Consider the following 13,940-nt stretch of genomic DNA (forward strand, 5'->3'; position numbering starts at 1 on the left):
TCAGCGCAGCCGGTCGAGCAGGTGATCGCCCACACGGAGAGCGTTCGCCATCGCGGTGAGGGCCGGGTTCACCGCTCCGATGCTGGGAAAGAAGCTGGTGTCGACGACATAGAGGTTGTCCACCTCGTGCGCTTTGCAGTCGGAGTCCAGCACCGATGTCGACGGATCGCGGCCGAAGCGCACCGTCCCGGCTTGGTGCGCACAGCCGGCGACGGGGATGTCGTTCTTCATGTAGGCGTCGCGTGGAATCAAGTGATGCGGGTGCATGCCCAGATGGCTGAGGTGACCCTTCACCCGGCGATAGAGCTGCTCGAGCGGCTCCCGGTTGTTCTGGGTGTAACTCAGCACAACATCGCCGTCTTTGTTCAGCGTGACCCTGTTGTCGGGAACCGGCAGATCTTCTGCCGAGAGCCAGAAATCGACCGCGTGCTCGGCCATCTCCTGCAGGGTGAACTCTGGCGCGAGCTTCGCGATGTGCTTCTCGCCCCGGTACATCGGCGGCGATGATTTGCCGACCATCTGCACGTTGCCCATGGGGAACTCGAAGTCGTCGTCGCCGAGATACCAGTCGTTGAGTCCGAGTGTCTTCTGGAATCGGGTGTCGTTCTTCTCCATCGAGATCGCCAGGAATGCCCGGCTGTTGTGGAAGACGTAGTTGCGGCCGACCTGATCGGACCCATTGGCGAGCCCGCTCGGGTGACGGTCGTTCGCGCTGGCGAGCAGAAGCTTCGCGGAATTCGCGGCACCAGCGGAGACCACGACGATCGAACCGGTGAACCGCTGTTCTTCACCGTCGACATCCGCGACGATGGAGGTCACGGCGCGGCCGGATGCGTCGGTCTCGAGCCGTCGGACCTCCGCATTGCGCACCAGGGTGACGTTGTCGTGCGTGATCGCGGGACGAACGGCGATCACCTCGGCGTCCGATTTCGCATGCAAGAGACAGGGGAACCCGTCGCAGGTCGCCGAGCGGATGCAGGGGCTGAACGCGGGATTCGCCTCGTCGAGCATGACACCGTTCGGGGAGTGGAAGGGATGCAACCCCACCCGGCTCAGGTCGTCGAACAACTCCTGGATGCGCGGCTCGTGAGACACCGGCGGGTACGGGTATGGTCCGCCGGGCGGGTCGGTGGGATCCTCACCACGGATGCCGTGCACCTGATAGAGGTCTTCGGCTTGCTCGTAGTAGGGCGCGAGGTCGGTGTAGCTGATCGGCCATGCCGGCGAGATGCCCCCGTGGTGCTTCAGCTCACCGAAATCTGCCTCACGCAACCGGTACAGAGCAGCCCCGTAGAACTTCGTTGCGCCGCCCACGAAGTAGTGCACCTGAGGCTGGAATGCCTTCCCGTGTTGGTCGTACCAGGTGTCCTTCGAGATGTAGCGGTTGTCGACGAAGACGGCCGTCGCATCCCAGTTCTCGGGTTCTCGGGGAAGCCAGTCACCGCGTTCGAGGATCAGTATCCGCTTGCCGGAGGTCGCGAGCCGGTGGGCGAGCGTGCCTCCCCCGGCACCCGACCCAACGATGATCACGTCGTATTCATCAGCCATGACTTCTCTCCTCCAGGATTACAGCGACAACTCTGCGAGTCGATCGGCGAGGATGATTCGGGCCCCCGCTTCGATGAGCGCCAAATGGGAGAACGCCTGCGGGAAGTTCCCCAGGTGCCGAGAGCGGCCGACCTCGAACTCCTCGGCGTACAGGCCGAGCGGCGACGCGATCCTCAAGAGGCGCTCGAGCAGGTCGGCGGCCTGTTCGCCTTCCCCGACGATCGAGAAGGCCGAGACGAGCCAGAACGAGCAGATCAGGAACGTGCCCTCCTTGCCCGACAGCCCGTCGTCGGTCTCGCCCGTGACGTAGCGCAGCACGAAGCCATGCTCCGTGAGCTCCGTCGCGATGGCGTCGACGGTCTTCCTCATCCGCTCGTCATCACCGGGCAGGAATCCGAAGATCGCTGCGAGCAGCGTTGAAGCGTCCAGCGCGTCGGTGTCATAGTGCTGACGCAGCACACCGCGTTCGCTCACGCCGTGTTCGAGAATGTCGGCGCGAATCTCGTCCGCGGCCTCGCTCCAGGACTTTTCGAGCTCGAGGTCTCCCCTGATCTCGGCGAGCTTCGCGGCACGATCCAACGCCACCCACCCCATCAGTTTCGACGACACGTAGTGTTGCGGCGCTCCGCGTGCTTCCCAGATGCCCTGGTCGGGTTCTCGCCATGAGGCCAGCGCGGACTCGGCTTGCGCTTTCACAAGCGGCCAGAGTCGCCGGGGCAGGTGCTGGTTGCGTCGCGTGTGCAGGAGGAGCGAGTCGAGAACCGCACCGTAGACATCGTTCTGTCTCTGGTTGAAGGCTCCATTCCCGATCCTGACCGGTCGAGCGCCCTCGTACCCGGATAGGTCATCCCTGGTCGACTCGGTCAGGTCGCGACGGCCATCGATGCCGTACATGATCTGCAGGCCGCCGTCCTCGTTCGGTTCCAGATCGGCCACGAACTGCATGAACTCATCGGCTTCCCAGTCCAGATTGAGGAAGTGCAGCGCCTGCAGGGTGAAGGTGGTGTCCCGCATCCAGGTGTACCGGTAATCCCAGTTCCGCTCGCCGCCCGGCGTCTCGGGAAGCGAGGTCGTCAGTGCGGCGACCGTTGCACCGGTCGGCATGTAGGTGAGGCCCTTGATCGTCAGGGCGGACCGCTCAAGTGGGTGTCGAAGAGGGTGGTCGGGGATGCGCGCTCGGGCCAGCCAGCGGCGCCAGAACAGCACGGTGCGTTCGATCCGGTCTGCGGCATCGTCCACGTCGCGCGGGGACGCGAACTCCTCGGCCCAGGACAGCGCGCAGTACGCCTTCTGGCCCGCCGCGAGGGTATGCCGCGCGCGGGCAGAACTGCCCTCCAAACCGATGGCCATGTTCGTGCTCAGCCGGAACTGCTGCCCAGCACCCGTGGCGTCGGCCGCATGCAGGTCGTCGTCGACGAGCGACCAGCCCGCGGGCTGGCGGCCGTAGTCGAACGCCGGCTCGCAGTTCAGTTCGACTTCGACGGAGCCCTCGAGACACTCCACCAATCGCACCAACATATGGTCTGCATCGTCGTCAGCGGGCGGTCTCGTGTGCGGCGTGATGCGGTCGGGACCAGTACGCGGGCCCATCGTCAGGGCGTCGTGCACCAGCAGCCATCCACCCGGCGTGTGCCAGGTCGTCGTCAGCACGTTCGTCCCTGGCACGTAGGACCGCTGGGTCGGCACGTTGATGCCGTACGGGCCGAACCGGAATGAGCCGGCTCCCCTGTCGAGCAGGTTGCCGAATGCGCTCGGCGAGTCGAACGCGGGTACGCATAACCAGTCGACCGAGCCGTCCGGAGCGACGAGCGCCCCGGTGTGACAGTTCGACAGGAACGCGTAGTCGGCAATGGGCGGGAAGGGCGACGTGAGGCTCATTTCGCGTCTCCCTCGGACTCCACGATCCACGGGCCCTGCCAGCCACCGTGATCCGCCACGAGGGTCGACGCGATCGCGGGTCCCCAGGTTCCCGGCGCGTACGGATGCACGGCCGGCGGGTTGTCGATCAGCGGCTGCATGATCCGCCAGTTCTCCTCCACCACATCCTGGCGCTTGAAACGGCCGGAGTCTCCGACGATGGCAGCGTGCAACAGCACCTCGTAGGGGGTGGCTCCCTCACCGCCCTCGTCCGCGAACTCCGCGTCCAGTGTTATCGCCTGGGGCCCCTTGCCATCGGCGCGGTGCGCATCCACGACGAGGCGAGCACCGGTAGAAGGATCCAGCTTGACGACGAATTCGTCACGGACGGGCTTGCGATCCTCGCCGGCACCCAGCCCGAGGTGCACGGGAGGCGGCGCACGGAAGACGACGCGCAGTTCCGTCTGCGTGACAGGGAGCTTCTTTCCGGTGCGGATGTAGAACGGCACGCCCGCCCACCGCCAGTTGTCGATCTCGAGCCGCAGAGCCGCGTAGGTCTCGGTCGTCGACCCCTCGGCGACTCCCTTGATCCGTTGATAGCCGTCGTACTGACCCCTCACGTAGTGCGCGGGATCGGCTGCCTTCACGGCCCGGAACAGCGTGACCACCGCGTCGCGGAGTGCGTCAGGATCGTCGCCGGACGGCGGCTCCATCGCAGCCGCGGCCACCACCTGCATCAGGTGGTTGACGACCACATCCCGCAGAGCACCGACCGGGTCGTAGAAGTGGCCACGGTCTTCGACGCCGAAATCCTCGGCCATCGTGATCTCCACGCACTCCACGTAGCTGCGATTCCACAACGGCTCCAGCACGGTGTTGGCGAACCGGAGGTAGAGGATCTCCTCGTAGCCCATCTTCCCGAGGTAGTGATCGATCCGGTACAGCTGCGCTTCATCGAGGTATTTGTGCAGTTCGGATGCCAGTTCCTTCGCGGACTCGAGGTCGTGACCGAACGGCTTCTCCACCACGACGCGCCCGGCAGCGGTGAGGCCGGCCTCCGAGAGTCCCTGTGCGACTCTGCCGAACAGGAACGGGGGAATCTCGAGGTAGAACACCGGATGCTTGGCTCCGCTGATCGCCGCACCGACCCTCTCGTACGTCGCCGCGTCGCCGAAGTCGCCCTGCACATAGGCCAACCGTCCGGCGAAGCGTTGGAACACATCCTCGTCGAGTTGTTCGCCGGTGGCGGCGATCGAGTCCCGCGCGCGCTGCACCAATTGTTCAAGCGTCCAGTCGTCGACGGCCACGCCGACGATCGGGCAGTCGAGGAGCCCGCGGCGTTCGAGTCGATACAGGGAACGGAAGGTCATCACCCGGGCGAGGTCGCCGGTTATCCCGAAGATCACCAGCACGTCGGCGACGGCCGACCACTGGTCCTGGGCTGAGGATGTCGTCGGCGCGGTTGAGCTTGTCATCGCTGTCTCCATACTTTGATCAGTCCGCGGCAGCCGCTGCAGACTCTGTGGTTGACGGTTCGGCCGTCGGTGGTGGTCCGGCGACGCGGCGGCGGAACACGACGTACGAGTACGCCTGGTACAGCAGGACGATGGGGAAGCAGACCAGCGCGACGATGCTCATCACGCTCAATGCGTAGTCCCCTGATGCGCTTCCCGCGACGGTCAGGCTGTTCGAAGCGCTCGTGCTCGACACGAGCACATTCGGGTAGAGGCTGACGAACAGGGAGGCGACCACGGCCGCGATCGCGATCGAGCTCGCCGAGAACGCGAGTACGTCCCGTGCGCGGAACTGGGCGATGAGCGAAGCCAGCACCGCGAGCAGCGCCACGGCGAGCACCGCGTAGCCGCCCGGCCCCGGATGCGCGACCAGAGCCATCCACAATCCGAAGACCGCGACCATGGCCAGGTCGACGAAACCGATCACGTGACCGAACCGACGGGCGCGCCCCCGCACCGCGTCGGTCGTGCGCAATGCGAGGAAGGTGGAGCCCTGCAGAAGGCAGAGCGCCAGCATGGTGAGACCGGTCCAGACGCCGAGACCCGTGAACAGACTCGCGAAGTCGCCGGTGAAGTTGCCATCGCTGTCGATCGGGAGACCGGCCACCAGGTCGCCGAGCGCGATCCCCAGCACGGTCGGCGCGACGATGCTGCCGAGAGTGAGGCACAGACTCCAGCCCCAGCGCCAGCCGTCGCCTCGACCCCGGCCGCGCCATTCGAACGAGATCCCGCGCACGATCAGGGCCACGAGCAGAAGCACGATGGCCAGGTACGACGCCGAGATCCAGGTGGCGTACCAGGCCGGAAAGGCCGCGAAGATGGCCGCAGCTCCCACGACCAGCCACACTTCGTTGCCGTCCCAGAACGGACCGACGGTGTTGATGGCGACGCGCCGTTCGGTGTCGGAGCGGCCGATGACGGAGTGGATGGCGCCGACGCCGAAGTCGAAGCCCTCGAGCACGAAGAACCCGGTCCAGAACACGGCGATGATGATGAACCACAGATCGGCAAGATTCACGGCGCGCGCTCCTCCTCGGCTCTATCGGTCAGTAGGTCAGGACAGGGGTGTCGGTGCGGGCGTCGTCGTCGGAGCTCTCATCGATCTCTTCCAGATCGCGCCGGCCGAAGCGCAGCATCAGCACCAGATCGAGGATGGCGAGCACGATGTAGACCAGGAAGAAGGCCACGAGGCTGATGATCAGCTCCGTGGCGGAGACCGTCGTGCTGGCCCCGTCAGAGGTCTTCATCAGGCCCTGCACGATCCACGGTTGACGCCCGTTCTCGGTGAGGAACCAGCCGGCCGTGTTGATGATGAACGGCACGGGCACAGCCCACGTCGCGATGAACAGGAACGCTCGGGACGTGGGAAGTTTGCGCCGCAATGCCAGCCACGCGCCCCACAGAGCGAAGAGGAACACGAGCGTTCCGAGATACGCCATGACGCGCATCCCCCAGTACTGCACGAACACATTCGGCACGTAATTGCCGGCTCCGTATTGCTCGACCGATTGTTGCTGCAGTTCATTGAGCCCGACGACTTTGCCGTCCCAGGTGCCGGTCGCCAGTATCGAGAGAAGGTGCGGGACTTCGATGATCTTCGTCGGCGTCTCGTCGTTGTTTCCCCCGCCGATCTGGAACAGCGAGAACGAGCAGGGCTGGCACGTCGTCCATTGCGCTTCCGCGGCAGCGATCTTCATCGGCTGATAGCCGGTCTCGATCACGCCGAGGTGGCTCCCGACGCCGAGGGCCAGAGCGGAGGCCGGCAGCAGGACCACGAGCGACAGCACCGCGGATGTCTTGAAGAGCCTCCGCCCTCTGCGCAGCTGCCACGCCGACACCGCGAGCATCACCATCGCCCCGGTCACGAGCGAGGCGAGGATCACATGGAGGTATCCCCAGACGAACACGGGGTTGGTGAAGAGGTCGCCGATCGAATTGAGGACGGGGCGCCCGGTCGCCGAATCGGTGGCGTACCCCACCGGATGCTGCATCCACGAGTTGGCGGCCATGATGAACGCCGCCGACAGCACGGCGCCCGCCGCCACCAGCCAGACCGAGAGCAGGTGCACGCCCCGTGACAGCACGTTCCAGCCGAACACCCAGAGGCCGAGGAACGTCGACTCCAGGAAGAATGCAGCGAGCCCCTCCATCGCCAGAGGAGCACCGAAGACATCGCCGACGAACACCGAGTACTTCGACCAGTTCATCCCGAATTGGAACTCCTGCACGAGCCCGGTCACCACGCCGATCGCGACGTTGATCAACAGGAGAGTGCCGAAGAATTTCGTGAGGCCCTTGTGCCGCGGATCGTGGGAGCGGAACCACGCGGTGTGGAGGAGCGCCACGAGGAACGCGAGCCCGATCGTCACCGGAACGAAGAAGAAGTGGTAGATGCTCGTCGACGCGAACTGCAGTCGAGCCAGGTCTACCAGATCCACGACAACGGCCCCCTCTGGTCCGTCCAGACGGGAATCCCGTCCCGTCGAGCGTGTTCACGCAATCGGCTCGAGCCTGCGTAACGGTCGAAACCGGCGGTCGCGGGTCCTAGTGTGCTCCCCCCCACGACCCGACCGCAACGGTTTGAGGAGATCCGACGTGGCGCCGTGTCACAACCCCGCCAGGCGCTCGTCTTCGTAGACGAGCGTCTGGTTCTTGGGCGTGCGATCGGGACATCATCCCCGACGGGTGATGTGACTTCCGTTCCGTCTCCCATACCTTCGCATCACGTCGCCGCTGCCGTTCCAGCTGGAGGAAGCTCATGAAACCCGATCGCCACGCTCGCGCACTGCTGCCGATTCCTGACCGCCCGGCACCCGGTTTGACCACCTATGACGCCAGGGATCCCGACACGGCGTATCCACCCATCGAGCCTCTGATGCCGCCTGAAGGCGCACCGAATGTGCTGATCGTCCTGATCGACGACGCCGGGTTCGGGGCGACGAGCGCGTTCGGCGGTCCGTGTGCGACCCCGAACGCTGAAAGGCTCGCGGCGGGCGGTCTGAAGTACAACCGGTTTCACACGACGGCACTCTGTGCGCCGACGCGGCAGGCGCTGCTCACCGGCCGCAATCATCACTCCGTCGGGATGGGGAGCGTCACCGAGACCGCGACGTCGGCGCCCGGCAACAGCTCGGTGCGGCCGAACACCAAAGCCCCGCTGGCGATGACTTTGAAGTTGAACGGGTATTCGACGGCGCAGTTCGGCAAGTGTCACGAGGTGCCGGTGTGGCAGTCCTCCCCGATGGGTCCGTTCGACGCGTGGCCGTCGGGTGGGGGCGGGTTCGAGACCTTCTACGGCTTCATCGGCGGGGAGAGCAACCAGTGGGATCCCGCTCTCTACGACGGGACGACCGCGGTGGAGCCGCCTGCGACACCGGAGGAGGGGTATCACCTCACCGAGGATCTCGCCGATCACGCGATCAGCTGGATCCGGAGCCAGAAGGCCCTGATGCCGGATAAGCCGTTCTTCGTCTACTTCGCGCCCGGTGCGACGCACGCACCGCACCACGTCCCGAAGGAGTGGGCCGACAAATACAAGGGCCAATTCTCGGACGGGTGGGACGCCCAGCGCGAGCGGACGTTCGCGCGCCAGAAGGAGCTGGGCGTGATTCCGGCGGATGCTGAACTCACGGCCCGCCACGCCGAGATCCCGGCCTGGGACGACATGCCCGCCGCGCTCAAACCGGTGCTCGAACGTGAGATGGAGGTGTACGCCGGGTTCATGGAGCACACCGACTTCCACGTCGGCCGGGTGCTCGACGCCATCGAAGACCTCGGCATCCTCGACGACACGTTGATCTACTACATCATCGGCGACAACGGGGCCTCCGCTGAAGGAACCCTCAACGGCGCCTTCAACGAAATGGCGAATTTCAACGGGATGGCCGGCCTCGAGACGCCCGAGTTCATGGCATCCAAGATGGACGAGTTCGGCGGCCCCACTTCGTACAACCACTACGCCGTCGGGTGGGCCTGGGCGATGGACACCCCGTTTCAGTGGACGAAGCAGGTCGCTTCGCACTGGGGCGGCACGCGCAACGGCACGATCGTGCATTGGCCGAACGGCATCGAGGAGAAGGGCGGCCAGCGCTCCCAGTTCGCTCACGTGATCGATGTCGCGCCGACCGTCCTCGAGGCAGCCGGTCTACCCGAGCCGACCGTCGTCAACGGTGTGCAGCAGTCCCCGATGGAGGGCACCAGCATGCTCTACACCTTCGACGAACCCGCCGCGCCCGAACGCCATGACCTCCAGTACTTCGAGATGTTCGGCAACCGTGGCCTGTACTACAAGGGTTGGAGCGCCGTCACCAAACACCGCACTCCCTGGATCATGACGGGTGAGAAGATCCCGGCATTCGACGACGACAACTGGGAACTCTACGACGGCAGCAACGACTTCAGCCAGGCCCACAACCTTGTCGCAGAGCATCCCGAGCTGCTCGCCACGTACCAACGACTCTGGCTCATCGAAGCGACGAAGTACAACGTGCTGCCCCTCGACGATCGTGGTGCTGAGCGCTTCTCCCCCGACACCGCAGGTCGGCCGACTCTAGTTCACGGCAACACCCAACTCCTATTCGCGGGCATGGGCCGGCTCTCCGAGAACAGCGTCATCAACATCAAGAACAAGTCGTTCTCGATCACCGCCGAAATCGTCGTGCCGGAGTCCGGAGTCGATGGTGTGATCGTCGCCCAGGGCGGCCGCTTCGGCGGATGGAGCTTCTATGTGAAGCAAGGGATACCCAAGTTCGCCTACAACGTGCTCGGCATCCAGGAGTTCGTCATCGAAGGCGCACAGCCGGTACCCGCAGGGACGCATCAGATTCGGACAGAATTCGCCTACGACGGCGGCGGTCTGGGTAAGGGCGGAGACGTGACCATCTACTGCGACGGCGACGCCATCGGCAGCGGACGAGTCGAGGCCACGCAGGCGATGATCTTCTCAGCCGACGAGACCACAGACGTCGGCTACGAATCCGGCACGGCGGTCGCAGCCGACTACACGCCGCAGACCAGCAGATTCACCGGCAAGATCAACTGGGTCCAGATCGACATCGGTGACGACGACAACGACCACTACATCGACCCGGAGGAACGCTTCCGCATCACGATGGCCAGACAGTAGGCGCGGAGGGCCGCGATCCTGGGTCGTCGCTCGCGTTAGCAGCACATACGCGTCGGACATGCACGTGCCGTGCCGAGCGTGAAACCGCTCCCATCCGAGTGTTTGCCTAGGCATTGCGTGTTTACCGAACTGTTACCGGAATATGTTGCCACACACACCGAATAGGCACACACTTTAGGAGCCATCGCTCACCGTCGAGCCTGGCCACCCAGGAGAGTGCCCTCCTCGCATGAGAAAGGGAGAGACATGAAGAAGTCTTCATTGATCCCCGTCACACTGGTTGTTGCAGCGTCCGCGCTGCTGCTCAGCGCTTGTTCCGGATCAGGCAGCGGCGGCTCCGGTACCAGCACAGGCGCCGCCACGGCCACCCGGGCGTGCGTCATCCTTCCCGACTCGTCATCATCCCCACGATGGGAGAACGGCGACCGCCCCGCCCTCGACAAGGCGTTCACCGATGCCGGCTTCACCGCCGACATCCAGAACGCGCAAGGCGACCCGAACAAGTACGCCACGATCGCCGACCAGCAGCTCACCAAGGGCTGTGGCGTCATGATCCTGGTCGACTACAACGGTGCGGCCGTCGCCGTGACCGAGAAGGCCCAGAAGCAGGGCATCCCGGTCATCGCATACGACCGTCCGATCACCACAGGCACCGCGGCCAACCCGTCGATGCTCGCCGACTACTACGTGTCCTTCGACAACAAGAAGGTCGGCGCACTGGAAGGCCAGTCCGTCGTCGACGGTCTCAAGGCCGCAGGCAAGGACCCCGCGACAGCGAAGGTCGTGTACATGGGTGGAGACCCGACCGACGGCAATGCCAAGCTCTTCCACGATGGTGCCGTCGAAGTGATGAGCGCCGCTGGAATCAAGCCGGCCGCTGAGCCGACCGGTGTCTGGGACGGCCAGAAGTCGGCGACCAACTTCGAGCAGGCCCTGACCTCGCTCGGCGGCAAGGTCGACGCCGTCTGGGCTGCCAACGACACCAACGCAGCTGGCATCATCACGGTTCTCGACAAGAACGGACTGAAGGTTCCCGTCTCCGGACAGGACGCCTCGACCGCCGGACTGCAGAACGTGCTTCTCGGCAAGCAGACCGCCACGGTCTACAAGCCGTTCAAGCTCGAGGCCGACGCGGCATCCAAACTGGCGATCCAGTTGCTGAAGGGCAACAAGCCGTCAACGGATACCCAGCTGTACGGAAAGCCGTTCATCGCCACCACCCCGATCCTGATCACCCCGGAGAAGGTCGAGACGGTCGTCACCGCCGGCGACGCGAAGGCATCCGACATCTGCACGGCTGAGGTCGCCGCAGCGTGCGCCAAGTACGGCGTCAAGTAGACAGATAGCCAGACGAGAAGGCTCCGCGTCGTCCCAGAGGATGCGACGCGGAGTCTTCTCGTGGACGGCCCGGGCGACCCCGCGGACGTCTCTCCCTCACGAGGACCGCGACGCCTGAGCGATTGGGGCGTCCGAGATCAAGGAATCAGGCATGAACTCGCCCATCATCGAACTGACCGACGTCAAGAAGAGCTTCGGTCCAGTGAGCGTCCTCAAGGGCGTCTCGCTCAGCATCTATCCCGGAAAGGTCACGGCACTCGTCGGCGACAACGGCGCCGGAAAGTCGACGCTGATCAAGGGCCTCGCCGGGGTGCAACCCTACGATGAGGGCGAGGTGAGGGTCGACGGCGAGCTCGTCGCATTGCACAACCCTCGCGAGGCCGCACGGCTGGGCATCGAAGTCGTATACCAGGACCTCGCGCTCTGCGACAACCTGGATATCGTCCAGAACATGTTCCTCGGCCGCGAGGAACTCGCCGCCGGCACCTTCGACGAGGGCCGGATGGAACGCGAGGCATCCGAGACCCTGCGCTCGCTGTCCGTGCGGACGGTCAAGTCGGTGCGGCAGAAGGTGTCGTCGCTCTCCGGCGGGCAACGACAGACGGTCGCCATCGCGCGTTCCGTGCTCAAATCCGCCAGAGTCGTCATCCTCGACGAGCCGACGGCCGCACTCGGTGTCGCACAGACCGAACAGGTGCTCTCGCTCGTCAAACGACTTGCCGAACGCGGCGTCGGCGTCTTGATGATCAGCCACAATCTGGTCGACGTCTTCCAAGTCGCCGACCACATCAACGTTCTCTACCTCGGCCAGATGGTGGCCTCCGTCGAGAGATCCAAGACGACCAGCGACGATGTCGTCGGATACATCACCGGCAGCAAGACCTACACGGGAGCAGAGAGATGAGCGCACTCGAAGAATCAGTGACCCCCGCGCCGGAGACGTCGCCGCCCGACCTCATCGGAAGCGGCCAGGAGGGCAACCTCCGCGATCAGGTGACTGCCTACCTGCAGCGACTCCGCAATGGCGACATGGGCGCGCTCCCCGCCATCGCCGGGTTCATTGTGCTGAGCATCCTGTTCACTCTGCTCAGCCCGTACTTCCTGACGGAGCGCAACTTCGCGAACCTCCTGACCCAGGCGGCAACGCTCGTGATGCTGGCGATGGCCTTGGTGTTCGTGATCCTGCTCGGAGAGATCGACCTCTCCGCCGGTGTCACCTCGGGCGTAGCGATGTCTCTGTTCGTCGTGCTCTCCGACCCAGGTGGCCTCGCCATGAACTGGATCGTGGCGCTCATCGTCGCCCTCGTCGCCGGCGTCATCATCGGCCTGTTCATCGGGTTCTTCGTCGCCCGCGTCGGGATCCCCTCGTTCGTGGTGACCCTCGGTCTGTTCCTCGGCTTTCAAGGGGTGCAGCTCATCATCATCGGCAATGGCGGCCTCTATCGCATCCAGCAGGCCGAGATCCTGGCGATCCAGAACAGCAACCTCCCCACCTGGGGCGGGTGGGTGATGCTGGCCATCATGCTTCTGGTCTCCGCGGGCACGTCCTACTTCGATCGCCGTCGACGCACGCGAGCGGGTGTGCCGAATCGCACGATCGCCCTGGTGTGGGCTCGTCTCATAGCGATCGCCGTCGCCGGCGGAGTTGTCGTGGCCCTCCTCAATCAGGACCGCGGCACGGGCTTCCTCGCCGTGTCCGGCGTGCCCATCGTGGTTCCGATCACTCTCGCGATCCTCTGGCTCGGCACGTTCGTGCTCGATCGAACCCGGTTCGGCCGCTACATATACGCGATCGGTGGCAACGCGGAGGCCGCCCGCCGTGCGGGCGTGAAGGTGATCGCGATCAAGTGGGCCGCCTTCGCGGTGTGCTCCACCCTCGCCGTCGTCTCCGGCGTGTTCAGTGCGAGCAAGGTCGGGTCGGTGGATGCGGCGTTCGGCCGCGACATCGTACTCAGCGGTATCGCGGCCGCGGTGGTCGGCGGCGTCAGCCTCTTCGGCGGACGCGGACGGCTCATCCACGCCGCGATCGGCGCCCTGGTGATCGCCGTCATCACGAACGGTCTCGGCCTGCTCAACCTCCCCGGCGGCGTGAACTTCTTGGTCACGGGCGGCGTCCTCATTCTCGCCGCGACCGTCGATGCGCTGTCGCGGCGTCGGGCCGGCGGTTCACTCATCAGACAATGAACGCCCGTCTGCCTCGTGGGGATGTGGGCCTCGAAGTGGCCGTGCTCGATGGCCACGTCGAGGTCGCGCTCGGGTACCTGGGTCACGCCAGGTGGTCGGTCACCGTGAACGGCCGGTACGCGGGTATCGTCAGGGAATGGGGCAACGGCTACCAGGCACGGTGCCCCGGGGATGAGTCCATCGGCGGGGCGGACCGGGAGGACTGGACCGTCGCGCTGCACCTGCTGCTGATGGAGGCGGACATAGCGGTCGCGGTCTCGGCCAGAGCAGTGTTCCGTTAGCGGTCCGGCGCATGTACTCGCACGCTACGCAGGGCCGTATCTAGCCCTCGCTGACGGGCTGCCGCCAGCCCGGACGCTTGCAGTCGTGGCGGT

The 13,940-nt window shown here is 65.1% G+C and carries 10 protein-coding genes; 5 read left to right on the top strand and 5 right to left on the bottom strand.

Annotation, left to right across the window (positions count from 1 at the left end):
• Genes AC1DB1_RS02900 through AC1DB1_RS02920 form a run of 5 tightly spaced genes read right to left on the bottom strand, consistent with a single transcriptional unit; the run spans position 1 to position 7,357 of the window.
• Positions 1–1,548 carry a GMC oxidoreductase gene (locus AC1DB1_RS02900; protein WP_271176815.1) on the bottom strand — a complete coding sequence of 516 codons (1,548 nt, stop codon included), beginning with the start codon at positions 1,546–1,548 and terminating at the stop codon, positions 1–3.
• An 18-nt stretch (positions 1,549–1,566) separates the two neighbouring features.
• The gene (locus AC1DB1_RS02905) at positions 1,567–3,426 is read right to left on the bottom strand and encodes a glycoside hydrolase family 15 protein (RefSeq protein WP_477199726.1); all 1,860 of its coding nucleotides are present in this window, start codon (positions 3,424–3,426) and stop codon (positions 1,567–1,569) included.
• Positions 3,423–4,880 (bottom strand): glucose-6-phosphate dehydrogenase, encoded by a 1,458-nt coding sequence (gene zwf, locus AC1DB1_RS02910; RefSeq protein ID WP_271176813.1) that lies wholly within the window; start codon positions 4,878–4,880, stop codon positions 3,423–3,425. Before zwf ends, AC1DB1_RS02905 begins: the two co-directional genes overlap by 4 nt.
• Before the next feature lie 19 nt (positions 4,881–4,899).
• Entirely contained in the window at positions 4,900–5,937 is a 1,038-nt protein-coding gene (gene cydB, locus AC1DB1_RS02915; RefSeq protein WP_477199727.1) for a cytochrome d ubiquinol oxidase subunit II, read from the bottom strand.
• Between the two features lie 28 nt (positions 5,938–5,965).
• The gene (locus AC1DB1_RS02920) at positions 5,966–7,357 is read right to left on the bottom strand and encodes a cytochrome ubiquinol oxidase subunit I (protein WP_477199728.1); all 1,392 of its coding nucleotides are present in this window, start codon (positions 7,355–7,357) and stop codon (positions 5,966–5,968) included.
• A 320-nt stretch (positions 7,358–7,677) separates the two neighbouring features.
• Between AC1DB1_RS02920 and AC1DB1_RS02925 the strand changes: the two genes are divergently transcribed.
• The 5 genes from AC1DB1_RS02925 to AC1DB1_RS02945 all read left to right on the top strand — a co-directional run bounded on the left by AC1DB1_RS02925 (position 7,678) and on the right by AC1DB1_RS02945 (position 13,847).
• On the top strand, positions 7,678–10,044 hold the full coding sequence (locus AC1DB1_RS02925; RefSeq protein ID WP_477199729.1) for an arylsulfatase: 2,367 nt from the start codon (positions 7,678–7,680) through the stop codon (positions 10,042–10,044).
• A 246-nt stretch (positions 10,045–10,290) separates the two neighbouring features.
• Positions 10,291–11,382, top strand: coding sequence for a sugar ABC transporter substrate-binding protein (locus AC1DB1_RS02930; protein WP_271176809.1), 1,092 nt, complete (start codon positions 10,291–10,293; stop codon positions 11,380–11,382).
• 151 nt (positions 11,383–11,533) lie between these two features.
• The gene (locus AC1DB1_RS02935) at positions 11,534–12,286 is read left to right on the top strand and encodes an ATP-binding cassette domain-containing protein (RefSeq protein ID WP_271176808.1); all 753 of its coding nucleotides are present in this window, start codon (positions 11,534–11,536) and stop codon (positions 12,284–12,286) included.
• Positions 12,283–13,566 (top strand): sugar ABC transporter permease, encoded by a 1,284-nt coding sequence (locus AC1DB1_RS02940; RefSeq protein WP_271176807.1) that lies wholly within the window; start codon positions 12,283–12,285, stop codon positions 13,564–13,566. The genes AC1DB1_RS02935 and AC1DB1_RS02940 overlap by 4 nt, the downstream gene beginning before the upstream one ends.
• On the top strand, positions 13,563–13,847 hold the full coding sequence (locus tag AC1DB1_RS02945; protein ID WP_477199730.1) for a hypothetical protein: 285 nt from the start codon (positions 13,563–13,565) through the stop codon (positions 13,845–13,847). Before AC1DB1_RS02940 ends, AC1DB1_RS02945 begins: the two co-directional genes overlap by 4 nt.
• The last annotated feature ends 93 nt before the right edge of the window (positions 13,848–13,940 follow it).

The sequence above is a fragment of the Leifsonia sp. 10N434 genome, assembly GCF_056394405.1.

Bases quoted from the DNA above. Each gene is read 5' to 3' on its own strand.
- AC1DB1_RS02900 (WP_271176815.1), bottom strand. From the start codon at position 1,548: ATGGCTGATGAATACGACGTGATCATCGTTGGGTCGGGTGCCGGGGGA.
- AC1DB1_RS02905 (WP_477199726.1), bottom strand. From the start codon at position 3,426: ATGAGCCTCACGTCGCCCTTCCCGCCCATTGCCGACTACGCGTTCCTG.
- zwf (WP_271176813.1), bottom strand. From the start codon at position 4,880: ATGACAAGCTCAACCGCGCCGACGACATCCTCAGCCCAGGACCAGTGG.
- AC1DB1_RS02925 (WP_477199729.1), top strand. From the start codon at position 7,678: ATGAAACCCGATCGCCACGCTCGCGCACTGCTGCCGATTCCTGACCGC.
- AC1DB1_RS02930 (WP_271176809.1), top strand. From the start codon at position 10,291: ATGAAGAAGTCTTCATTGATCCCCGTCACACTGGTTGTTGCAGCGTCC.
- AC1DB1_RS02935 (WP_271176808.1), top strand. From the start codon at position 11,534: ATGAACTCGCCCATCATCGAACTGACCGACGTCAAGAAGAGCTTCGGT.
- AC1DB1_RS02940 (WP_271176807.1), top strand. From the start codon at position 12,283: ATGAGCGCACTCGAAGAATCAGTGACCCCCGCGCCGGAGACGTCGCCG.
- AC1DB1_RS02945 (WP_477199730.1), top strand. From the start codon at position 13,563: ATGAACGCCCGTCTGCCTCGTGGGGATGTGGGCCTCGAAGTGGCCGTG.